22 protein-coding genes, 4 tRNA genes and 2 pseudogenes are annotated in these 21,636 nt (G+C 35.9%); 14 read left to right on the top strand and 14 right to left on the bottom strand.

The features are described 5' to 3' along the window. The first annotated feature begins 233 nt into the window (after positions 1-233). The 3 genes from MZO21_RS01010 to MZO21_RS01000 all read left to right on the top strand — a co-directional run bounded on the left by MZO21_RS01010 (position 234) and on the right by MZO21_RS01000 (position 3,964). Positions 234-1,694, top strand: coding sequence for an ATP-binding protein (locus MZO21_RS01010; RefSeq protein ID WP_248101148.1), 1,461 nt, complete (start codon positions 234-236; stop codon positions 1,692-1,694). A 204-nt stretch (positions 1,695-1,898) separates the two neighbouring features. Then, positions 1,899-3,401, top strand: coding sequence for an acetyl-CoA hydrolase/transferase family protein (locus tag MZO21_RS01005; protein ID WP_154772258.1), 1,503 nt, complete (start codon positions 1,899-1,901; stop codon positions 3,399-3,401). A gap of 143 nt (positions 3,402-3,544) precedes the next feature. Beyond that, entirely contained in the window at positions 3,545-3,964 is a 420-nt protein-coding gene (locus MZO21_RS01000; protein WP_154772259.1) for a GNAT family acetyltransferase, read from the top strand. Positions 3,965-3,979: 15 nt separating this feature from the next. On the opposite strand, the gene MZO21_RS00995 is transcribed toward MZO21_RS01000, so the two are convergent. The 4 genes from MZO21_RS00995 to MZO21_RS00980 all read right to left on the bottom strand — a co-directional run bounded on the left by MZO21_RS00995 (position 3,980) and on the right by MZO21_RS00980 (position 5,641). Further along, the gene (locus MZO21_RS00995; protein WP_154772260.1) at positions 3,980-4,705 is read right to left on the bottom strand and encodes a class I SAM-dependent methyltransferase; all 726 of its coding nucleotides are present in this window, start codon (positions 4,703-4,705) and stop codon (positions 3,980-3,982) included. Between the two features lie 122 nt (positions 4,706-4,827). Next, positions 4,828-4,903, bottom strand: a tRNA-Phe gene (locus tag MZO21_RS00990). A gap of 137 nt (positions 4,904-5,040) precedes the next feature. Beyond that, positions 5,041-5,116, bottom strand: a tRNA-Phe gene (locus MZO21_RS00985). A 147-nt stretch (positions 5,117-5,263) separates the two neighbouring features. After that, positions 5,264-5,641 carry a GNAT family N-acetyltransferase gene (locus MZO21_RS00980; RefSeq protein WP_154772261.1) on the bottom strand — a complete coding sequence of 126 codons (378 nt, stop codon included), beginning with the start codon at positions 5,639-5,641 and terminating at the stop codon, positions 5,264-5,266. Positions 5,642-5,736: 95 nt separating this feature from the next. Between MZO21_RS00980 and hisB the strand changes: the two genes are divergently transcribed. The 5 genes from hisB (at position 5,737) to MZO21_RS00955 (ending at position 9,497) form a co-directional block, all read left to right on the top strand. After that, positions 5,737-6,330: an imidazoleglycerol-phosphate dehydratase HisB gene (gene hisB, locus MZO21_RS00975; RefSeq protein ID WP_154772262.1), complete on the top strand. Its 594-nt coding sequence runs from the start codon at positions 5,737-5,739 to the stop codon at positions 6,328-6,330. Further along, positions 6,330-6,947 (top strand): imidazole glycerol phosphate synthase subunit HisH, encoded by a 618-nt coding sequence (gene hisH / locus MZO21_RS00970; RefSeq protein ID WP_248101144.1) that lies wholly within the window; start codon positions 6,330-6,332, stop codon positions 6,945-6,947. Before hisB ends, hisH begins: the two co-directional genes overlap by 1 nt. Before the next feature lie 105 nt (positions 6,948-7,052). Continuing rightward, complete coding sequence (locus tag MZO21_RS00965) at positions 7,053-7,727, top strand: 3'-5' exonuclease (RefSeq protein ID WP_154772264.1); 675 nt, start codon at positions 7,053-7,055, stop codon at positions 7,725-7,727. A gap of 67 nt (positions 7,728-7,794) precedes the next feature. After that, complete coding sequence (hisA, locus tag MZO21_RS00960; RefSeq protein WP_154772265.1) at positions 7,795-8,520, top strand: 1-(5-phosphoribosyl)-5-[(5-phosphoribosylamino)methylideneamino]imidazole-4-carboxamide isomerase; 726 nt, start codon at positions 7,795-7,797, stop codon at positions 8,518-8,520. A gap of 77 nt (positions 8,521-8,597) precedes the next feature. Further along, a complete protein-coding gene (locus MZO21_RS00955; RefSeq protein ID WP_154772266.1) occupies positions 8,598-9,497 on the top strand; it encodes a DMT family transporter in 900 nt (299 codons plus the stop codon). 50 nt (positions 9,498-9,547) lie between these two features. Here the strand turns inward: MZO21_RS00955 and MZO21_RS00950 are convergent, their stop codons facing one another. From MZO21_RS00950 to MZO21_RS00940, 3 genes are read right to left on the bottom strand one after another with little or no spacing between them, the layout of a single operon-like run. Continuing rightward, complete coding sequence (locus MZO21_RS00950) at positions 9,548-9,943, bottom strand: DUF4870 family protein (RefSeq protein WP_154772267.1); 396 nt, start codon at positions 9,941-9,943, stop codon at positions 9,548-9,550. 27 nt (positions 9,944-9,970) lie between these two features. Beyond that, positions 9,971-10,600: a DUF1294 domain-containing protein gene (locus MZO21_RS00945; protein WP_248101141.1), complete on the bottom strand. Its 630-nt coding sequence runs from the start codon at positions 10,598-10,600 to the stop codon at positions 9,971-9,973. 14 nt (positions 10,601-10,614) lie between these two features. Further along, entirely contained in the window at positions 10,615-11,565 is a 951-nt protein-coding gene (locus MZO21_RS00940; protein ID WP_154772269.1) for a homoserine kinase, read from the bottom strand. A 114-nt stretch (positions 11,566-11,679) separates the two neighbouring features. Between MZO21_RS00940 and hisF the strand changes: the two genes are divergently transcribed. Next, a complete protein-coding gene (gene hisF / locus MZO21_RS00935; protein WP_154772270.1) occupies positions 11,680-12,438 on the top strand; it encodes an imidazole glycerol phosphate synthase subunit HisF in 759 nt (252 codons plus the stop codon). Between the two features lie 257 nt (positions 12,439-12,695). Here the strand turns inward: hisF and MZO21_RS00930 are convergent. Beyond that, positions 12,696-13,304 (bottom strand): annotated as a pseudogene (locus MZO21_RS00930) (IS1 family transposase); the annotation flags it as partial. Positions 13,305-13,346: 42 nt separating this feature from the next. Between MZO21_RS00930 and MZO21_RS00925 the strand changes: the two are divergent. Beyond that, positions 13,347-14,160, top strand: a protein-coding gene (locus MZO21_RS00925) for an IS5 family transposase (RefSeq protein ID WP_432613351.1) whose coding sequence is annotated in 2 segments (ribosomal slippage) — positions 13,347-13,729 and positions 13,728-14,160 — 816 coding nt in all. Because the reading frame shifts where the segments join, the coding sequence is not laid out codon by codon here. Between the two features lie 17 nt (positions 14,161-14,177). Here the strand turns inward: MZO21_RS00925 and MZO21_RS00920 are convergent. The 3 genes and pseudogenes from MZO21_RS00920 to MZO21_RS00910 form a co-directional block, all read right to left on the bottom strand. Further along, positions 14,178-14,270, bottom strand: a pseudogene (locus tag MZO21_RS00920) (transposase-like zinc-binding domain-containing protein); the annotation flags it as partial. Between the two features lie 67 nt (positions 14,271-14,337). Then, positions 14,338-14,583 (bottom strand): hypothetical protein, encoded by a 246-nt coding sequence (locus tag MZO21_RS00915; RefSeq protein ID WP_154773767.1) that lies wholly within the window; start codon positions 14,581-14,583, stop codon positions 14,338-14,340. Positions 14,584-14,655: 72 nt separating this feature from the next. Beyond that, positions 14,656-15,753 (bottom strand): DNA/RNA non-specific endonuclease, encoded by a 1,098-nt coding sequence (locus MZO21_RS00910; RefSeq protein ID WP_154773768.1) that lies wholly within the window; start codon positions 15,751-15,753, stop codon positions 14,656-14,658. Positions 15,754-16,016: 263 nt separating this feature from the next. Here MZO21_RS00910 and MZO21_RS00905 point away from each other — a divergent pair, with 263 nt between their 5' ends. Continuing rightward, entirely contained in the window at positions 16,017-16,352 is a 336-nt protein-coding gene (locus tag MZO21_RS00905) for a hypothetical protein (protein ID WP_228273486.1), read from the top strand. 86 nt (positions 16,353-16,438) lie between these two features. Here the strand turns inward: MZO21_RS00905 and MZO21_RS00900 are convergent, their stop codons facing one another. After that, on the bottom strand, positions 16,439-18,319 hold the full coding sequence (locus MZO21_RS00900; RefSeq protein ID WP_154773769.1) for a potassium transporter Kup: 1,881 nt from the start codon (positions 18,317-18,319) through the stop codon (positions 16,439-16,441). Positions 18,320-18,441: 122 nt separating this feature from the next. Between MZO21_RS00900 and MZO21_RS00895 the strand changes: the two genes are divergently transcribed. From MZO21_RS00895 to MZO21_RS00885, 3 genes are all read left to right on the top strand, one after another. Continuing rightward, positions 18,442-18,531, top strand: a tRNA-Ser gene (locus MZO21_RS00895). 364 nt (positions 18,532-18,895) lie between these two features. Next, a complete protein-coding gene (locus MZO21_RS00890; protein WP_154773770.1) occupies positions 18,896-19,123 on the top strand; it encodes a hypothetical protein in 228 nt (75 codons plus the stop codon). 181 nt (positions 19,124-19,304) lie between these two features. Then, positions 19,305-19,380, top strand: a tRNA-Thr gene (locus MZO21_RS00885). Between the two features lie 57 nt (positions 19,381-19,437). Here the strand turns inward: MZO21_RS00885 and MZO21_RS00880 are convergent. Next, complete coding sequence (locus MZO21_RS00880; protein WP_154773771.1) at positions 19,438-20,271, bottom strand: SAM-dependent methyltransferase; 834 nt, start codon at positions 20,269-20,271, stop codon at positions 19,438-19,440. 2 nt (positions 20,272-20,273) lie between these two features. Continuing rightward, entirely contained in the window at positions 20,274-21,572 is a 1,299-nt protein-coding gene (locus MZO21_RS00875) for an FAD-dependent oxidoreductase (RefSeq protein WP_154773772.1), read from the bottom strand. Between the last annotated feature and the right edge of the window lie 64 nt (positions 21,573-21,636).

Below are 21,636 nucleotides of genomic sequence, written 5' to 3'. Positions count from 1 at the left end.
AATTTATCTTTATGTAAGTGATGAAATATCTCTTACATAAACTTTAAAAAGCCATTCTCAACTTTTAAAATCTTGTTAAATCTATGTTTTAGATGACATATAAAAGTTAAGTGAATGGCTTTTTTGATTCATTCAGAATAAATGGTACGGATCTTTCGAAGATACCAAATCGATTTACTTTCAAATCTCGAATAACCATCTGCCATTAAAAAATATAGCTAAAGGAATCAGGTGTGAAACTCGAACCAATTGATCCACAAAATTTCACAGAATATGAAGCTTATTCGGAAAGAAAACGTACACCTTGGGAACGCTTTTTAGACAAAATTAAGCCTCGCTCAGCCGCAATGCGTACAGCTGTTTTAGTTGTATTTGTCGTTTTCTTTAGCTTATTCATGTCATTGTGGTTCTTTTGGCGCACTCTATATTTACCTGAAATACAACAACACGCACGCTATTTAGCAATTGAGCTTGAATTGCTTAGAAGCAACGACATTAAAATCACGTATAAAGATAAAGAAATTACTCCGCATGAATGGCTAAATACACGTGCAGGTCTTGAATACGTTACCGACCCTGAAAAATTTCCTAATGTTAAAGATAAAATTGTTGCAGAAATATTTACAAGTAGAATCGAAGAAAGCTTAGCCAAAGAATTAAATATTGATGCTGCAACAGTTTATTTCCAGTTTAAACCTAGCCCTCAAATTTGGATTCAAACACCAGAAATGAATGGCAATTGGGTTCGTGAGCCTTTAGGTACTTATGCGAACTATAGCCCTGAACTTATTCTTATGTGGCTACTCGGCGTTCCATTATTTTCAGCCATTATTATTTTAACGCTTGTTCGTCAGCTCAATAGACCTTTAAGACGCTTACAAAATGCGGCAAATAGTTTTAGTAAAACAGGTACAGCACCCTATTTAGAAACAAATCATGGTCCACTTGAAATTCGCCAAGTAAACCAAGCATTTAACCAAATGATTTATACCTTAGAACAAACAGAGCGTGACCGACGTATTATGTTGGCGGGTATTTCACACGATTTACGCACCCCTCTTACACGCATTCGCTTAAGTGCAGAAATGATGCCCGATGAAGACTTTCTTAAAGAAGGCTTTATTTATGACGTAGAAGACATGGATGCGATTTTAAATCAGTTCATTTCATACATGCGTGATGGCTCAGATGAAGAAATTCATGACACCGATTTAAATGCAGTTTTACAAGAATTAATTATTCAGTTTAAACCGCTAGATATTCGTTTTGAACCAACAGACCTACCTATTATTCAAGCTAGAACACTATCACTTAAACGCTTGATTGGTAACTTAATTAACAACTCAAAACGCTATGGTGCAGAACCTATTGAGCTTTCAGCAAGCATTGAAAATGAAAATATTTTCATTCATGTTGCAGATAATGGTGATGGTATTCCTAAAGATCAAATTGAAGAACTTATGCAACCTTTCGTTCGTGGTAACGAAGCACGTACGATTCAAGGAAGTGGTTTAGGTCTTTCTATCGTGAAACGTATTGTAGATATTCACCAAGGCGAACTCACAATTAAAAACCGAGAACAAGGTGGTCTAGAAGCAATTATATCTTTGCCTATAAATTTAGTTGAAAAAACAGACATGCCAACTGTGAGTCGCTTCGAAAAATTAAAGCAAACTTTGACAGAACATTTCTAAATAGCGATGAATAGTTGATCAAACAGTTTTGATCAACTATTCATCGTATATGTTTTTAACATTAAATATCAATAAGATAAAAACCATCATATTTTTTTATACCTTCATTTTTTCAAAAAATTAGACCTTAGCCTAACAGGTATGTAAATTGGCTTTTTGAACGGTACAATCCGTATCAGTTCAAGATTTTAACGAGAGTAATCCATGTCTTTAGATCGTATCCGTTTAGCAAGTCTACATAACAAAGTAATCAGTGCTGAAGAAGCTGCCAAGTTTATCAAAGATGGTATGACAGTAGGCATGAGTGGCTTTACTCGCGCAGGGGAAGCAAAAGCAGTTCCTTTAGCTTTAGTAGAACAAGCAAAAAATAATCCTTTAAAAATCACTTTAATTACTGGCGCAAGTCTTGGTAATGATTTAGACAAAAAGTTAACTGAAACTGGCGTTCTTGCACGTCGCTTACCATTCCAAGTAGATAACACTTTACGTAAAGCCATCAACAAAGGCGAAGTAATGTTTATCGATCAGCATTTGTCTGAAACTGTTGAGCAAATGCGTAATGGTCAGTTGAAAAAAACTGAACTTGCAATTATTGAAGCAGTTGCAATTACTGAAGATGGCGGCATCATTCCAACAACTTCTGTAGGTAACTCTGCAAGCTTCGTTGAATTTGCTGATCAAGTTATTGTAGAAATCAACACCAACTTAAGCCCTGCTTTTGAAGGCTTACACGATATCTACATTCCACCTATGCGTCCTACACGTGGTGCTATTCCACTAACTGAAGTAGATCAACGTATTGGTACTAGCGCAATTAAAGTGGATCCTTCTAAAATTGTTGGTATCGTAATTAACAGCGAATTACATGACTCTCCATCTACAGTAACTGAACCAGATGATGAGACTCAAGGTATTGCAGATCACTTAATCGCATTCTTTGAAAAAGAAGTTTCTGAAGGTCGTCTTCCAAGAAGCTTAGGTCCATTACAAGCAGGTATTGGTTCTATTGCAAACGCAGTATTAACAGGTCTTAAAGATTCTAATTTCGAAAACCTAATCATGTATTCTGAAGTACTACAAGACTGTACTTTCGAATTAATTGATGCAGGTAAAATGATCTTTGCTTCAGGCTCTTCAATTACGCTTTCTGAAAAGTATGGCGAAAAAGTATTTGGCAACATTGAAGCGTACAAAGACAAACTTGTTCTTCGTCCACAAGAAATTTCTAACCACCCTGAACTTGTACGTCGTTTAGGTATTATTGGTATCAACACTGCGCTTGAGTTCGATATTTACGGCAACGTAAACTCTACTCACGTTTGTGGTACTAAAATGATGAACGGTATTGGTGGTTCAGGCGACTTCGCACGTAATGCACACATGGCGATTTTCGTAACCAAATCTATTGCTAAAGGTGGCGACATTTCTTCTATCGTTCCGTTCGCATCTCATATTGACCATGCAGAGCACGACGTAGATGTACTTGTAACTGAACAAGGTCTTGCAGATTTACGTGGTTTAGCGCCTCGTGAACGTGCTCGCGCAATTATCGATAACTGTGCTCACCCAATGTACCGCGATGCATTGAATGACTACTTCACTCGTGCATGTGAAAAAGGCGGTCAAACTCCTCACATCCTTCGTGAAGCATTATCTTGGCACTCTAACTTCGAAGAGCAAGGTAAAATGCTTGTAGAAGCGAAATAATTTGTTAAAACATTCGTTTTAACATATGAAAAACGCCCTTTAGGGCGTTTTTTTATTTCTTAAAATTTGGATAAGTACTGTTTACTATTCATACAATTTTAACTAATCTCAAACTATCCTTATTCGGTCACTTTTAAACAAATATGTTTATTATCAGACAATTTGCAGAAACAGATTTAGACGATATTATTTCACTTTGGGAAATTTGTGATTTAACACGCCCTTGGAATAGTCCTGAAATTGATATATTCAGAAAAGTTGCTCAAAAGGATGATTTATTTTTAGTCGCAGTAAAAGATAACGAACTTATCGCCACGCTTATGGGCGGTTACGATGGTCATAGAGGCTGGTTAAACTATTTAGCGGTTGATCCTCATGTTCAGCGCAATGGCATCGCTACAGCGCTTATACAGCAGCTAGAAAAGCGTTTAATCGCACTTGGTTGCCCAAAACTACAATTACTTGTTCGAAAGGACAATATCGACATACAAAGCTTTGCAGAACAACTTGGATATGAAGAGGATGAAGTTGTTTGTTTCGGAAAACGCCTTATTTCAGATTGAATATCTTTAGAAATTTTAACGCCCTATTCTTAATAAAATAGGAAACTCTATTTTATAAGATACGTCCTGCTCTGTTAGCGCCATTTTTAATCTAGCAAGAGGATCATCTTCATTTTTCTTTTTATAATGTTTAATAGCAGACCATGTATTTAAATAATCGAGTAATTGCGCTGCCGACCAAGAATATTCCATGCTTAATTTAGGCGCATCAATTTCTTGAAAAGGAAATGGAATTGTTAAATATTCTTCATCGATAGATTTACGTTCAACATCCCAATAATCTTTTAAAGTTTGGTAATACAGTTTTTGAACTAAATCGTTAACTCGCACATCTTTAATTTCTAACAATCCATAACCAACCACAGCAAAAACACCATTTGGTTTTAGAACACGCTTTACTTCTTTATAAAAAATATCAAAGTTAAACCAATGAATAGCTTGTGCAACGGTAATTAAATCGAAATATGCAGATGGAAAATCATTTTCTTCAGCAGGTTGCGCCAAATACTGCACATTGCTTAATACAGGTGCTTGATCTAATTGTTGTTGACTTAAATCAGTTGCAATCACATTTGAGAAATATGGACTTAATAATTGGGTAAATTGTCCTGAACCTGCTCCACAATCCCAAGCAAGCTCTTTATGTTCAACATGTTTTAATATTTCATTGATAACACTTTGCGGATAATTTGGACGTGCCTTTTGATACAACTGACTTTGGCTTGAAAATAAATCTTTCATTTTTAATTTAAATATTCATGTTATTTGAAATTTTAATTTAGCAACTTTTCACGGCAAAACAATGCTTGATATAAATTTTAAGCAATAAAAAACCCCAAACAATGTTTGGGGTTTTTTGAATATGGTGGCGAGACCCAGGATCGAACTGGGGACACACGGATTTTCAATCCGTTGCTCTACCTACTGAGCTATCACGCCGATGCGGTGTATTAAGCCGTATCTCGAGATAATAGTCAATATAATTCCTAACTTTTTTATTTGAATGCTTTTTTTTTGCACAAAAAAAATCTCCAACAATTGTTAGAGATTTTTTAAAACGTTTTCACGTTTGAATATGGTGGCGAGACCCAGGATCGAACTGGGGACACACGGATTTTCAATCCGTTGCTCTACCTACTGAGCTATCACGCCGATGACGCACATTAAACAGTTTCTCGGTGAGCACGTCAAGATACTTTCTCTGACATTGAATCAAATGTTCACTTTTAAATCATATTTAACGTAATAATTGGAATTTAGCTTGTTTTACAAACAATTATTGAGTCATAAACTCGTGCTTTAAAGCTTATTTAAGCCTTCTAAGCAACGACGAATTGCACCACATCCCGGAATAAAAGTGGTCACACCTTTCTCTTCTTCCATTCTGCACACTTCGCTTACCAATCTTTCTGCTACACCACGACCTCGGTTTGCAGAATGAATAACAATATTTTCAATTGTTCGAGTTTCAGCCTGTCCTGTACACCAAACCGCTCCAATAATTTTTGTATTAAATTCTGCGATGTAAAGTAAGGTATACTGTTGCAAGTTTTGTTCAAGTTGTGCTGTCGCATCTTTCCCATCTGCAAACTCTGGGCTAGTGTCATACAGTCGCTCAAGCTGAGTACGGACTTCATCATTTTCGATAGAAGTTTTGGCATGTACGTTAATAGGCATTGATTAACCCTCCTGAGCAATCTAATATGCGGTATTTAGTTACCGCTAAAAACATTTTATATCAATCATTTCAACGTTTTTTGAGGAACGTGTTTATGACGCAACGTATCAGTGAAGTAGTAAGAAATACTAACGAAACTAAAATTCGTGTTCGTGTAAATCTTGATGGTACGGGTCAAGGCACCCTCAATACAGGTGTTCCCTTTTTAGATCATATGATCGATCAAATCAAGCGACATGGCTTATTTGATATCGATATTCATTGTGATGGCGATCTTGAAATTGATGATCATCACACTGTAGAAGACTGTGGTATCACACTTGGTCAAGCATTTGCACAAGCGTTAGGCGACAAAAAAGGCCTGAAACGCTACGGTCATTTTTATGCGCCACTTGATGAAGCTTTAAGTCGTGTTGTTGTAGATTTATCAGGTCGTCCGGGTTTATGGATGGATGTTCCATTTACACGTGCACGTATTGGTACTTTCGACGTAGATTTATTCTCTGAATTCTTTATTGGCTTTGTGAACCACTCTTTAATGACTGTTCACATCGACAATTTAAAAGGCAAAAACAGCCATCACCAAATCGAAAGCGTATTTAAAGCATTTGCTCGCGCACTTCGTATGGCATGTGAAGTAGATCCACGTGCTGAAAACACTGTTGCTTCAACTAAAGGTACTTTGTAATGACCCGTATTGCCCTTCTTGATTATGGCATGGGGAATCTTCACTCAGCAGCAAAAGCATTAGAACATGTTGGCGCAACTGTTGATGTGACAAATGATCCAAAGTTAATTGCACAAGCAGACAAAATTGTTTTCCCTGGTGTGGGTGCAATGCGTGACTGTATGCAAGGTATGCATGAAGCTGGTATTGATGAAGTTGTACGCAATGCAGTATTCAATAAGCCTGTATTAGCAATTTGCGTAGGTATGCAAGCGTTAATGCAATATTCTGAAGAAAATGGCGGTGCAGATGCACTCGGTATTTTTGAAGGTGCAGTAAAACGCTTCCCCGATGTTGATGGTTTAAAAGTACCGCATATGGGTTGGAACCAAGTTCATCAAGCTGACCCAAGCCACCCTATGTGGAAAGACATTGAGCAAGATGCGCGTTTTTACTTTGTACATAGTTTCTATGTAGAACTACAAGATACATCTATTGTTGCTGCAACATGCGATTATGGTCTTGAGTTCTGCACTGCTATTCATAAAGAAAACTTGTTTGCAACGCAATTCCACCCTGAAAAAAGTCATACAGCAGGTTTACAACTGTTGAAAAACTTTGTGGAATGGAAAATCTAATTTTTTCGAAAGAATTCAAAAAAGCTCACTTCGGTGGGCTTTATTTTTGCTTAAACATTCAAAATCTTTTAATCTCAAAAATTATTGATTTAAATTTGAAATTATATGGAAGTGCAACAACCTGCTTTATTATCAAAAGAAGAAATTTCAAAGCTTCCTTTATTTAAAAACTTATCGTCAAATCAAATTATTGTGCTAAAAACACTCGATCAATGTTTAGCATTACAAGAAGAACTTTATAGCACCGCATTATTCGGCTTCGATTCAGAATCTAAACCCACTTTTAACAAAGGTGAAACTCAAACAGGCCCTCACCTTATTCAATTAGCCACATTAGAAAAAGCCTATTTATTCCAAGTAAATAATGAAATTTTAGAATTTTTAGCGCCTATTTTTAGCAGTCGTGACCAAATTAAAGTGGGTTTTGGATTAAAAAATGATGCTCATCTATTTAGAAAAAAAGGAATAGAACTCAATAGCGTTATTGAATTATCTAAATGCTTTTCTTCATTTGGATATAAAAATCAAGTCGGGCTAAAAAATGCAATTGCGATACTATTTAACCTACATTTTCAAAAATCTAAAAAAATAAGCACCTCAAATTGGGCAAGAAAAGAATTAAGCCCACAACAAATTTCTTATGCAGCAGCAGATGCTTACGGTGCAGTTTTAGTATTTGAAGAACTTTTACGTTTAGGTTTATTACCAAAAGACATTCCAAATACGAGTTTAAAGCTCCGAATACGCCCGATTAAAATAAAACCATCATCAGATGCTTAGAGAATTGCCAATACTTTGTTAAGATTGTCACCATTAAATTCATCAAGATTTGGCTTGGAGCGAAAGCATGCTAATCATTCCTGCAATTGACCTGAAAGATGGCAAATGTGTCCGTTTAAAACAAGGTCGTATGGAAGACGATACTGTATTTTCTGATAATCCAGTAGCAACTGCACAGCATTGGGTAAATGAAGGCGCACGTCGCTTGCATTTAGTTGACCTGAACGGTGCTTTCGCAGGTACGCCTATTCATAAGCCTGTTGTTGAAGCAATTTGTAAAGCTCAACCTGAACTTCCAATTCAAATTGGCGGTGGTATTCGTTCTTTAGAAACAATCGAGCATTATTTAGATGCTGGTGTATCTTATGTGATTATTGGCACGAAAGCGGTTCAAGACCCATCATTTGTTGAAGAAGCATGTAAAAAATTCGCAGGTCATATCATTGTTGGTATTGATGCAATGAATGGCATGGTTGCAACTGACGGCTGGGCAAATGTAACCGATGTTAAAGCAACAGACTTAGCTAAACGCTTTGCAGATGCTGGCGTTTCTAGCATTGTTTATACAGATATTGCACGTGATGGCATGATGCAAGGTGTTAACATTGAACAAACTGTAAATCTCGCTACATATTCAGGTTTACCAGTAATTGCTTCTGGTGGCGTAACAAACCTAGATGATGTTCGTAACTTGAAAGGTCAACCTGGCATTTTAGGTGCAATTACAGGTCGTGCAATTTACGAAAACACGCTAAATCTTCGTGAAGCACAAGCACTTTTAGATCAAGTGTAATTAACCCTTTTTATAAAAAAGAGGTCTTTTGACCTCTTTTTTTAATTTCATCAATTATAAGATTTTTACCTAATTTCATGGCTTCACTATCACCGGCTTGGATTAAATCTAAAGCACCACAACTTTCACTCATTTTGATTACGTTCATTTGGGGTGGAAGTTTTATTACTGTTCAGTACGGTTTAAATTTTAGTAGCCCCATTATGTTTGTGGCGCTTCGCTTTGCTGCGGCAGCAATTGCGGTAAGCCTACTTTCTTGGAAATATCTAAAAGATTTCAATAGCCATGAAGTATTTGCAGGTGCTGTCATTGGTGCTGTTATTGCAATTGGTTATGGCACTCAAACGATTGGCTTACAAACCATTAGTAGCAGTGAATCTGCCTTTCTTACAGCGTTATATGTTCCCTTAGTTCCTATTTTTATGTGGCTCATCTTTCGTAAAAAACCATATTTAATGACATGGATTGGCTGTCTATTTGCCTTTGTCGGATTAGTTTTCTTAACAGGAAATGGTTTTGGACAAATTCAGCTACATTTCGGGCAAATTATTACGATTATCGGCTCTATAGCAATTGCGCTAGAAATTATTTTTATTGGATATTTCGCAGGAAAAGTAAATGTTAGACGAGTGACCGTTTTACAGCTCATTTTTGCATCTTTATTCTGCTTTATTATCAGTCCAATTTTAGGTGAGAGTGGTTTACCTGCTTTTAATTGGATGCTTGTTGTTATTTTAGTTGGCTTAGGATGTGCAAGTGCATGTATTCAACTTGTTATGAATTGGGCGCAACAATCTGTAGATTCATCTCAAGCTGCAATTATTTATGCAGGCGAACCTGTTTGGGCAGCGTTTATTGGTCGAATTGCAGGTGAAAGACTTCCATTTCTTGCGCTTATTGGAGGTACATTAGTGGTATTAGGTGTTGTATTAAGTGAATTAAAACCTGACTTTTTAAAGAAAAAACTTAAAAAATAAATACAAAAAAAGAGCTTAATTAAGCTCTTTTTTACGCATAAATTTGAAATTTAAGATTGATACATTGGCTTATTATCGTTTACACGAATTAAGCCAAGAATTGCACGATAAACAATCCAAATCCATGCAAGTACAATAATAGAAACACAAAAAGCAGATGCACCAAACGCAACACCTACAAATGCATTCGGGTTTTCACCCGTAAAAAATAAAAATATAAATGGAATGAAAGCGATAATATTCCAAATCAAATACCACCAAAAACTACGAATTTGCCATGTGAAATGACTTTCAAAAATCGAGCCTTTAACTGCATCACGCTTAATATAATTAATAATTAAAGCAACAATTGCCAAAATACCAGCCGAAAAAATCGCGACAATGTAAAGAATATATAAAGCAATAGTGAGTGTACGGTTTGAATCTTTATCTATTGAATAAGTCATTTTATACCCTCTAAAAATTAGGCCTCATTAAATAGAAAGGCTATTTAAAGGTGAGACCAACCATAAAATTAAAAGAATGTTAAATGCTATAGTACAAAAATAAATCGTTCTAAATGGTTGTTTTTGTGTTTTATGTCTCAGGCGTTGTTGAGCAAGCCATGCTGCTGGCCAACCACCTAAAAAAGCTAAAATGTGCAATGAATTTTCAGGAATACGTTGTTTATTTAACTGTGCTGCTTCTTTGTCCTGCATATAAAACCAATAAGTCGCTACGTTCATTAAACTAATAAATAATAAGTAAAGTCCAGCCAAAAGACCTGTTAAGGTTAACAAAGCCAATAACAAAATATATGCGATACATAGAATTTGCATTGGTTGCATCTTTTTATTCATTTTTACGACATTAGATGCAGATAATGATTTTTTTGATTTAACCGTTTGAGCTGCTTTTAAATACACAACTTTTTGCGCTTTATAACGCCCTTTTTCATCTAAAATAACTTGATAATCTAATGCACAACCCACGATTGGACGTGGGCCTTGCCGTGCAAAATCTTTTATGTGTAAAAACACACGACCTTTATTTGAATCATTTGGTTGAATAAATCCATAACCTTTATCATCAAACCATTCAACTAATCGACCTTGATCGCGCATTTTTACTTTTCCTTTTAAGCTGTAACAAACTTCAATCTTTCGATTAGCATATTACGCATTTCTAAAGGATTTTTTTGCAAAATATCATCACCTGTACGTCCTTCAGCAGCATTTTTTTGTGCCACTTGCAAACGCATCATCCAAAAACGACCTGCTGCCATTGCCAAATATATTTCAAGACAAGCACGTTCATCTTCAGTTAAAGGGCGAACTGTTTCATAAGCTGTTAGGAACGCAACTGCTTTATCTTCGTTTAAATGCACATCAGGATATTCTGTACAGAAATCATTTAAAGTAATTGCTATATCAAATAACAATTCATCTTTATTGAGTTCATAGAAATCTAAAATACCTTTAAGTTGGTCGCCTTCAAATAAGGTGTTATCACGGAATAAATCTGAATGAATAAAACCTTTTGGACGGTTTGGATAAGCTGCTGTTAACGCTTCATATAAACCTAATAATTCGCCCAATAATATTTTATCGGCAACATCTAAATTTGGTTTTAGCTCTTGCGTTACCTTTGCCCAATAAGCCTGATCTCTATATTCTGCACGCTCTAAAGGAAAATCTTTTAAAGCAACATGCATTTTTGCTTGTGCAATTGCAATTTGTTTTACTTGCTCAATGGTCGATGGCATGGGATGTTCTCCCATCATACGTGGAGCAATTTGTGCAGGTTTATTCTTAAGGCTATGAATAGACTTTCCTGAGTGATTTAAAGGAACAGGCACAGCTAAACCTGCTTTTCCTAAATGCTCAAGTACAGGCACAAGTTCACCTGCGCCATGTTCATCCATTTCTTCAAACACTGTGAGTACAAACTGAGATCCATCTTTTGTGACTAAAAAATAGTTTGTATTTTGAATACCTCCTTGAATTGGAATCAGATCAATCACCTCTAATCCATAAGGTGAAGAGAAGTCCTGAACTTCCGTTAAAGTCAAAGTGGTATAAACCGACATAGAAAACCTGCGAAAAAACTTACATATTTTTGATAGAATACATTGTCCATCTACCAAGGTGTAGCACCAACCGTAGGTCTGTTTCGTAATATGCTGTAATTATTGGAAAAAATTATGCTTGCTAAACGTATTATCCCTTGCCTAGATGTCGATAATGGTCGCGTTGTTAAAGGTGTTCAATTTTTAGATATTCGTGATGCAGGTGATCCAGTTGAAGTTGCACGTCGTTATAACGAACAAGGTGCAGATGAAATTACCTTTTTAGACATTACAGCAACCTCAAATGGTCGTGATACAACATACAGAACAGTTGAACGTATGGCTGAATCTGTATTCGTTCCTCTTACCGTTGGTGGTGGGGTTCGTAAGGTCGAAGATATTCGCTTACTTCTAAATGCTGGTGCAGACAAAGTAAGTATTAACTCTGCTGCTATTTATAACCCAGAATTTGTTCAAGAAGCATCTCAACGTTTTGGTGCACAATGTATTGTTGTAGCTATTGATGCTAAAAAAACTGGCGATAATAAGTGGGAAATTTTTACTCATGGCGGACGCAAAGAAACTGGAATTGATGCTATTGATTGGGCTGTAAAAATGGCTGAATTTGGTGCAGGTGAATTACTTGTTACCTCTATGGATGCCGATGGTACAAAAGCAGGATATGACCTTGAGTTAATGCGCCAAATTAATGACCGTGTCACTATTCCGACTATTGCATCTGGTGGTGTAGGTAACTTACAACATTTAGCAGATGGTATTTTAAAAGGTGGTGCAGATGCGGTTCTTGCTGCTTCTATCTTCCATTTTGGTCAACATACCATTCCTGAAGCAAAAAAATATCTTGCAGAACAAGGTATTGAAATGCGTCTGTAAAATTTAAATTATTAATATAAAAAAGAGTGCCTTAAGTGCACTCTTTTTTATTAAACATTAAAAAATAAATCACTTTAAACCGCACTAAAATACCTAAAAATAAAGGCTTTATAAGCGATATATTTGAAAATGATCAAAAAAAAGGCTAAAGTGCGCTTGCAACAATAAATACATACAAATGTTTTAACCTCTAAAAAGCAATAAAAATAAATTGCTGGAGAAAATAAATGGGTGGTGTTTCCAAAAGTATGCTGAAATTAAATGAAGCCATTATTGATATAAAAGAAGGTTAAGTCGAAGGCTTTAAAATGGTTTTCAAGCTTTTTCGAAAAATTACAACTTTTCCTAAAACTACGTCTAATTCGATGCCTTATTTTACAATTATTTCCTTCAATACCTACAGTAAAAAACTTACCAATACTTTGCTTACAGTTTTTAAAGGCAGTCACAAAACTATCCCAGTGATCACTTGAAATTCGGGTGTAGTGAACACCTAATTGCTTTAACTTTGCCTTCAATCGTTGGACTGTCGCCAGATCTCGTTTACCCCAAACATAAGCAACAATTTCACCTGTTTCTCTATGGTATGCGTAAATAAGCCATTGTTTATTCTTTTTATTTCCTACAAAAGTCCAAAACTCATCAACCTCAATAGATTCATAATAATTTTGCTTAGGGCGAATTTTATAAGTGGATTTACTTAATGTTCGTAAAACCTTACCTATGCTGACACGCTCGGTTTCTGCAATATCTCTTATACCACCCCCTCTAACCATCAGGTGGAGTATTTTATTTGTTATACCAGAATGACAACCTCGGTAACTAAGAGCATGATCCCCAATAAACTGACGCTTGCAGTTTTTACATTAGACCTCTTGCGAAAGTAAAAAATTGTTTATACTAGTCCCATGAAATATGAAAATTTAACTAGATTTAATGATGGGGAATTTAAACGACTTGTTGGAGTTCCTCGTCCATTATTCTTAAAAATGGTATCAGTGTTACAACATGCTGAACTTGCCAAGAAAAAATCTGGAAGACCTCATTCGTTGTGTTTAGAGGATCAATTGTTGTTAACTTTAAATTACTTACGCTGTTATAGAACTCAAATTGAGTTATCCGCCGACTATAACCTAGCTGAAAGTAATGTGAATCGTACGATTCAGAAAGTTGAAAATGCTCTGATTCAATCACGGATTTTCGCATTGCCTAAAAGGAGTCAAAAGTTTAGTGAGGAGGATTATGTAATCGTTGATGTCACTGAGTCACAGATTGAGCGTCCCAAAAAAACAAAGAAAATTCTATAGCGGTAAAAAGAAGAAACATACGCTAAAAACACAGGTCATTTTTAACCCAAAATTAAAGCAAATTGTAAGTATACAGATTGAAGATGGCAGAAAACACGATCTGACGATTGCGCGTAAGTATTTGAAGGAGATGGTCATTTATCCTTGTATCATGGCAGATTTAGCCTATAAAGGATTTCATCAGATTAAGAGTAAGTTACTCATTCCAATCAAGAAACCTAAGAATTTATCATTACCCCAAATAGCAAAACAGATCAACCAAGAAATCAGTCGGCGTAGGATCACAATTGAACATATCAACGGCAAACTTAAACATTTTCGGATATTAACAGAACGCTATAGAAATAGACGGAAACGCTTTGGTCTAAGAATGAATTTAATTGCTGGAATGGTGAATTGGATGCTCTTAAATTAACTTTCGCAAGAGATCTATTGATAGTTTTGCTTACCATTTAGTTTGAAGCCATTTTTCTTTATACTGTCACTTCGACAGGTTGGACATTTGATTTCTAGTGTTATTTGCATCTCACTATTTTATCAAAAGCCAACCTGTTTTTTTTCAGCATACTTTTTGAAACACCACCTAAATTCTTTATAAAAATGGGTTTTCTATTTCATCACTCTCTTTATTTTGAATATGTTCAGGTAAATCACTTTCACTTTGTAGCTGTTGCACAAGTTGATTCATAACGGCTTGTAAAGCAAGTGCAGCCTTTAGCCCTGCTTGATCTTTTGTAATCTGTAAATTGCCATAAATATTCACACGATCTACATCATTTTCAATTGTAAGATCATGAATTGCATGTGATTCTGTGCCATTTTCAAAAGCTTTGAACATATTTATTTCACTCTATTTTTTGTTATAAGCATAAATTTAAATCATCTCATGCAAAATAATAGGCGTTCAAACTTATCTTAGCAACTGTAAAATATACTGTAATAATGCTTCTACAAGCTGTTTCACAATCGCATCAAGCGTACTCTGATCCATGCCAGATTGGCTAGATTCAGAATTATTTGAGCTTTGAGATAAACCATCCGTCTTAAATTTCTTTTGAAGTGCAAGTAATTGATCCTTTGATACATCCTCAGCACATTGGCTTTCTGCATCCCAGTTTCCATATGGAATTTCTTGATGAACTTTCACCGAGTTTGCATTTAAAGGTAATTTATAGATATTTCGTTTTTGTTCCTCGGTCAATTGAGGGAAAATATTCATACCCAACTGTTCTTCTAAATAGCAAATGCTGACTACTTTTACCTTTAGAGAATTATCATTTGGCGCGTAATACGCCCCAATTGCACCTGTTTTAGGAATATAAATTGCCTTAAAAACGGAAGTTGGAACAATAACCTTATTATCACCAATCGTTTTTAATTTCTTGCCCGTAAACGTTGGCCCAGTTACCACATAAACATCATGCTTTTGCTTCGTTACAATTGCACGTGTCGCCTCTTCTAACTCTCGCCAAACTTGCTGATTATTTTTAGGTGATTGAGGCACCATGTTCGCTAAAGAAAAACTATCTGCTTGTGCCGCTTTTGTTGGCATATCTGCATTAGGCGCCATGTGTCCACGGTCATAGCCCGAAGCTCTATAGTCCGCCAAAGTCGCACGATACGCTGAAGGAACTTTTAACTCTTCATGAAAACTATCTTTCCGCGGAATTTTTTGGCTTAAACGCTGTGGCGTAAGGGCTTCTGCAACCCAAAGCGGTGTTTTAGATACACCTGAATACATCACATTAAAACCATTAAAACATAATGGATATGTATTTTTACTCAGCGCTTCTTTGGCGATGAATGGCGGAATATCTTTATAAAATTGTTCTGCACAAACAGAACTTGAAGATGATGATGACGGCAATGAAATCCACTGGCTAATTTTTTCTTGCCCAAAAGCAATCACAAAACTTCCCGATGCAACTAAGCCTAAAACAATTTTTAAACCGTTTTGCCCTAAAAGTTGAGTAAAAACATTTTTCGAACTGGTTCTTTTCTTCGCCATTAGATCTACAAGTACTGTACATATACACAAATTTTTCAGCAGATTAGCAAGCACCACATAGCTTGTATATGCCGCAGAATCTGTTCGACCAACAAATAGGCAAAAGGAAATGTACAGAAATACTATGTTGTAACAACATGTCTTTTTTATAGAGAGTTTTTAGGTAGTCTATTTGAGTTTTCGTGTGTTTAGTAGAACCTAAACTTCAAAATATGGCACTGTAAAATACGAATAAGCACAATCATTATTTTTTGGAGTATTTTATGCGTTCTTCTAAAGTTACAGGTTCTAAAATTTTAGGTCTAGGTCTTATCGCTGGCATTATCAGTGTTGCGGCTTTTGCTGAACCTGCTGTTCAACCTGGTGAAACATTAGAAAGCTTATCTCAAGCGAAAATTACGACAACTGTAAATGGCCAACCAGGTTCATTACAAGAATTAGCAGCTAGCGGCAAAATCAAAATTTTAGGTGACTCTGCTCAAGCAACTGAAGCTCCTGCATCTGAAGTAGCTACATCTGATGCTATTGCTGACGAAACTGCTACATCTGAAGTCGTAGCGACTGAAGAAGCGCCTGTATCTGAAGTTCCTGCGCAATAATATTTGCCAAGCTTTTAAGCATAAAAAAACCAGAATAAATTCTGGTTTTTTTATGCTTAAAATTAAGTAAATGAAACCATATCTACTTAAATTTCAATCTGACTTCCAAGTTCTACGACACGGTTTGTTGGAATTTGATAGAAATCACTCACTGGGCTTGTATTCCGTTGCAATGAAATAAATAATTTTTCACGCCACGGTGCCATACCATCACCCACTGTATGAATAATACGCTCTCTTGAAATAAAGAAGCTGACTTGCATTAAATCAAACTCAAAATCAAGTTCGTCATACGCCTGTTTTAATGCAGGGGTAATACTTGGCTTGTCTTTAAAACCATAATAAATGGTTATTCTATAAAAACGATCATCAAGCTTTTCTACAGCAACACGATCTTCTTGCCCAACATACGGAATATCTTTTGTAATAACCGTAACAATAATATTTCGCTCATGCAGCACTTTATTGTGCTTAATGTTATGCAACATCGCATGTGGAACAATATTTGGTGTTCCTGTTAAGAAGATAGCATCACCCGGTACAAACTTAGTTTCAGAACCAGAGTTTACGCTTTTAATAAATAAATCGATTGGAATTGAGTCTCGTTGTAAACGATTGAATACGAGTTCTCGTCCATCTTTCCATGTCATTAAAATTGTAAATAACACCGCACCAATCATAATTGGCACCCATCCACCAGATATAATTTTGAGCGATGTTGATGCAACAAAAATAAAATCTAAAATTAGGAAAGGCGTTGCAAATAATATGATTTTCCAAAGTGGCCAGCGCCATACCCCATAAGCCAATACGGTAATTAAAATCGTACCGCAAAGCATTGTCATGGTTACAGCTACACCATAAGCACTTGCAAGATTTGCGCTATTTTTAAAGAGTAAAATTAAAATAACGACAGAAATAAACAGAACCCAGTTAATAAATGGGATGTAAATTTGTCCTTGTTCTACGTCAGAAGTATGGCGCACGGTTAAACGAGGTAAATAGCGAAGTTGAATCGCCTGATTCACCATAGAGAACACACCTGTAATCACCGCTTGAGAGGCAATCACTGCCGCTGCTGTCGCAAGTCCAATCATTGGGAAAAGTGCCCATTCTGGAACAAGCATGTAAAACGGGTTCGCAATCGCATCTGGATTACGTAGTAATAATGCGCCTTGCCCTGCATAGTTCAATAACAAACAAGGTAAAACCACAATAAACCAAGCTAATCGGATAGGTAATCTGCCAAAATGCCCCATATCTGCATAAATGGCTTCACCACCTGTCATTGTTAAAATAACAGCACCCATTGTTAAAAATGCAACATAAGGCTGTTCTACAACAAAGTTAAATGCCCAATGCGGACTAATCATTGACAGTACAAATGGGGTTTGGCTAATACTCCACACACCTAATGCACCAATAGATAAAAACCACAGTAAGGTAAGTGGACCAAAAAACTTACCCATTGTTGCAGTACCATGACGTTGAACTAAGAATAGTCCTGCCAAAATACCAATCGAGAGTGGTTCCAACCAATGATTCAGCATTGGCGTAGCAATACTAATCCCTTCAATAGCAGATAAAACTGAAATTGCAGGCGTAATAATACCGTCACCAAAGAACAGTGATGCACCAATAAAACCAAGTGCAATTAAGTAGATTTTCTTTTTTTCCGCAATTCGATTGGTTCGTAAATTCAACGCAAGTAAAGACATAATCCCGCCTTCACCGTTGTTGTCTGCACGCATAATAATAGTGACGTACTTGAAGCTGATGCTAAGCATCATGCACCAAAATATGAGGGAGAGAATACCGAGCACCGTAGCATTTGTAATTGCTAAGTGAGCCGTTAAGAAGCATTGGCGGAGCGCATAAAGCGGACTTGTACCAATATCACCAAATACAACACCAAGTGCTGCTAAGGTAATAACAGGCAACGCCACTTTTTTTGCAGTATTTTGCATATTTTGTCTTCATTTTAGACAGTATTTTGGCGAATCATATCACCACAGTGAAAGTTTTTCTTTAAATCAATTGTTTCAGCTTGGCATAGCATTTTTTTTTAGTTATCATCCATCGCCTATACGGTGAGGTGTCCGAGTGGCTTAAGGAGCACGCCTGGAAAGTGTGTATACGTTTGCGCGTATCGAGGGTTCGAATCCCTCTCTCACCGCCATAATTATCAAAGACTTAGATATAAAAATCTAGGTCTTTTTTATTTCTAAAAATAAACTATAGGCATTAGTTCAGTGTTGAGAACAAAAATTAATAACAGCGTTTTCTATATATTTTAGTTTTATAAATAGCAAGAGCAGCATTTTTATTGCTTATTTTATGACACTTTTTATTACAAATTGCTTTTATAAACGATAAAGACAACAACCTAACTCTATGCTAAAAAAGAAATATCACAAAAATATAAGTAGTTTAAAACATATTTAAAATACCTGTTTTTGATGATTCAACATCAACCCTCACATTTATATAAAGCGTTATTTCAGGAAACACAACATATAGAAACTGCTATTCGGGGAGTAAACATGAATAACAGCACAAATTATGTCAAACAAATTAAAAACGCTAAACGAGGAGGCTATACCCCTACCGTTGCCAAAGACATCAATAAACATAAAATTCAAAAAGCGATACGTCTTATAGATGAATGGAGAAAACTTGCAATGGAATTAAAACCCCAACTTCAACTAGACACCGCATTTACTTTAGAAGAATGCGCCCAAGACCTAGACCGAATATTACGTAGTAAATAGCCAACGCTAAATCTGTTATTTTAAATTTGTATGTAAATCGCTTAGTTCATATGAAGTAAGCGATTTACTTATTTCGAAACAGTTTTTTTTAATAATTTTAATAAAAATATTCAAAATAGAATTAAGTGCTCAATTTTTGGCTTGCATTCAATCAAACTTTCTGTAGAATGCATTCCACAACGCCGGCATAGCTCAGTTGGTAGAGCAACTGACTTGTAATCAGTAGGTCCACAGTTCGAATCCGTGTGCCGGCACCATATCTTAGCCTCGCTTTTTAGTGAGGCTTTGATGTTTTTACAGCATGCATTTTTCTTCTAATTATTATTTTTAGCTGTTACTTGTACGTATTTCACCAAACCATCTTCATATAATTTCGAACATAGCTTTGCTGTCATTTCAATTTTAAAACTATCTAATTTGTTCGTTTGTGTATTTAAATTCAAAACATCTTTTACATAATTCGCAAAACCAGCAAACACCTGTTTAGATAAATCTAGAATTTGAACATGTTTAAATTCATTTTTTTCTATCGTCTGCTTCATTTCTTTCTGCATCATTAAATGCTCTAAATTTACATCCGCTGCTTTAAGCAACCATTTGTATTTTTGCTTTTGTAATGAATTCAAACTTTGCCATTCATCAGACAACATTAAGTAATGAAAACCTAATTTTCCATTTGAATTTAAAACTGAATTTACCGATTTTAGAAATGAATTCAAATTACAGTGATATGCCGCATCAATACAGATAACAACATTAAATTTTTGCTGAAATGAAATTGTTTTTAAATTCAAAAATGATTCGCAATGAATATCTACAGGTGGGAATAATTTTGCTTGAATGTTCTGCACGCATTCTTTTTGAAGCTCTACAGCAGATATTTTATGAATGTGATAATTATTCTGCCAATGCAAAAGACTAGCACCCTGCCCGCAAGCAAGATCTAATAAATGATGTTCTGATGATAATTCTAATGATTGTGCAAGCTGATCTGCTAAAGCCTGACAAGCTTCAGGATAGGAAGATGTTGCATCTTCCCAATATCCCAAATTGCTCCAAGCAAGTTCGTTATGATCTCCCAATATATGCGCATTAATTGCATATTTATGTTTTGGAACATTATTACGAATTGCTTGAAGCCATTTCATTCTTAATAACCAAGTTGCGGTGCGACCTCAACTTTAGGTTTTAATCCTACAAACGGCAATGGTGCGCCAAAGTTTTCTGCAATTTTCATTGCTGAAGTCACCGCAGATTCTAAAATTGGTAAACCATCACAAGACCAAGAGCCACAGAAATAAACTTTACGATCTGCTGCTTTATGGCGTTCTTGCAGTTCTTTATTCAATGCGATCGTGTCTGAATCTACAACAGCACGTGTTAATTTCACAGAAGAAATTACTTTCTTAGGATCGATATCTACAACTGGACGCCATGTTTGAAAAATTGGTGATTTACCTACAAGTGATGGCTCAATTGAGTTCAACCAAACTGTAAATTGTTGACGGGTAAATTTACGATCCATCATGTAGCTTAATACAGCCCAATCTTTACGTTTAGGTGGCATTGCAGATTGATCTGTATGAATAACCAATTCACCATCTTCAAATCTAAATTTCTTTAACAGCGCAATATCATCTGCAAACTGTTCAGCATCTAAGAAAGATTCAATTTTAGTAGTTGGTGTTGCAACAACAACTTTATCAAATTGATAACTTTCACCAGCTTCATTTTGAACAAGTACTTTGCCATCTAATTCTTTTACGCAATTAATTGGCGAACCACTTTTTACATTTATGCCTTGAACAAGCTTATCTACAAATGCAGGCGTTCCACCTTGCAAGCGAAGCAATGCATCGCCATCTGTTAATTGACGTAAAAATACCAACAATGGTTTTGCAGGCCATTCGCCAATTGTTTTTGGATCGCAAGTACAAATAGTATAAAGCACAGGCATTACAGCACCATGCCAAAATACTTCTTCAATGTCGTTATTATTAATAAATTCGGCAAGCGTAATATCTTGGTTTTTAGATTTAAAAAATTTTGCGATTGCAGTTTTAAGTTGCAACATACCTTTAACTAAACGCCAGCCATATTGTTGCAAACCTTTGCGGTTGTTAATAATTGGAAAGTTGCCAATACGACTACGAGATGTCGTTAACCATGTTTCTGTTTTATCTTCAAACAACCAACTGCACGCCATATAAGTACGAACAGGATATGTACTAATACCAAGATGAGTGGCTAAACTTAAAGTATTCTTCCAAAGATGAGGGTTCATTACGCGCAATGGCGCGTCAATTAAACCACCTTCAAACTCCATGCTATGGCTGTCCATGCCACGTCCAGATAGAGCTTCAAATATTGTTATATTGTGCCCTGCATCTTTAAGAATTTTTGCTGTAGCGAGACCCGCCATGCCACTACCAATGACTGCAATATCCAAAATATAATCCGTCTTTATTGTCTAACTCATCAAGATTATGAACTAAAGATTTAAAAAAGCGGTT

Source organism: Acinetobacter portensis, assembly GCF_023158935.1.
Lineage (GTDB): Bacteria > Pseudomonadota > Gammaproteobacteria > Pseudomonadales > Moraxellaceae > Acinetobacter > Acinetobacter faecalis.
The sequence above is the reverse complement of the archived record's forward strand: the minus strand, read 5'-3'. Positions and strand labels throughout refer to the sequence as shown.

Coding starts and splice junctions, on each gene's coding strand:
- MZO21_RS01005 (WP_154772258.1), top strand. CDS start 1,899: ATGTCTTTAGATCGTATCCGTTTAGCAAGTCTACATAACAAAGTAATC.
- MZO21_RS01000 (WP_154772259.1), top strand. CDS start 3,545: ATGTTTATTATCAGACAATTTGCAGAAACAGATTTAGACGATATTATT.
- MZO21_RS00995 (WP_154772260.1), bottom strand. CDS start 4,705: ATGAAAGATTTATTTTCAAGCCAAAGTCAGTTGTATCAAAAGGCACGT.
- MZO21_RS00980 (WP_154772261.1), bottom strand. CDS start 5,641: ATGCCTATTAACGTACATGCCAAAACTTCTATCGAAAATGATGAAGTC.
- hisB (WP_154772262.1), top strand. CDS start 5,737: ATGACGCAACGTATCAGTGAAGTAGTAAGAAATACTAACGAAACTAAA.
- hisH (WP_248101144.1), top strand. CDS start 6,330: ATGACCCGTATTGCCCTTCTTGATTATGGCATGGGGAATCTTCACTCA.
- MZO21_RS00965 (WP_154772264.1), top strand. CDS start 7,053: ATGGAAGTGCAACAACCTGCTTTATTATCAAAAGAAGAAATTTCAAAG.
- hisA (WP_154772265.1), top strand. CDS start 7,795: ATGCTAATCATTCCTGCAATTGACCTGAAAGATGGCAAATGTGTCCGT.
- MZO21_RS00955 (WP_154772266.1), top strand. CDS start 8,598: ATGGCTTCACTATCACCGGCTTGGATTAAATCTAAAGCACCACAACTT.
- MZO21_RS00950 (WP_154772267.1), bottom strand. CDS start 9,943: ATGACTTATTCAATAGATAAAGATTCAAACCGTACACTCACTATTGCT.
- MZO21_RS00945 (WP_248101141.1), bottom strand. CDS start 10,600: ATGCGCGATCAAGGTCGATTAGTTGAATGGTTTGATGATAAAGGTTAT.
- MZO21_RS00940 (WP_154772269.1), bottom strand. CDS start 11,565: ATGTCGGTTTATACCACTTTGACTTTAACGGAAGTTCAGGACTTCTCT.
- hisF (WP_154772270.1), top strand. CDS start 11,680: ATGCTTGCTAAACGTATTATCCCTTGCCTAGATGTCGATAATGGTCGC.
- MZO21_RS00915 (WP_154773767.1), bottom strand. CDS start 14,583: ATGTTCAAAGCTTTTGAAAATGGCACAGAATCACATGCAATTCATGAT.
- MZO21_RS00910 (WP_154773768.1), bottom strand. CDS start 15,753: ATGGCGAAGAAAAGAACCAGTTCGAAAAATGTTTTTACTCAACTTTTA.
- MZO21_RS00905 (WP_228273486.1), top strand. CDS start 16,017: ATGCGTTCTTCTAAAGTTACAGGTTCTAAAATTTTAGGTCTAGGTCTT.
- MZO21_RS00900 (WP_154773769.1), bottom strand. CDS start 18,319: ATGCAAAATACTGCAAAAAAAGTGGCGTTGCCTGTTATTACCTTAGCA.
- MZO21_RS00890 (WP_154773770.1), top strand. CDS start 18,896: ATGAATAACAGCACAAATTATGTCAAACAAATTAAAAACGCTAAACGA.
- MZO21_RS00880 (WP_154773771.1), bottom strand. CDS start 20,271: ATGAAATGGCTTCAAGCAATTCGTAATAATGTTCCAAAACATAAATAT.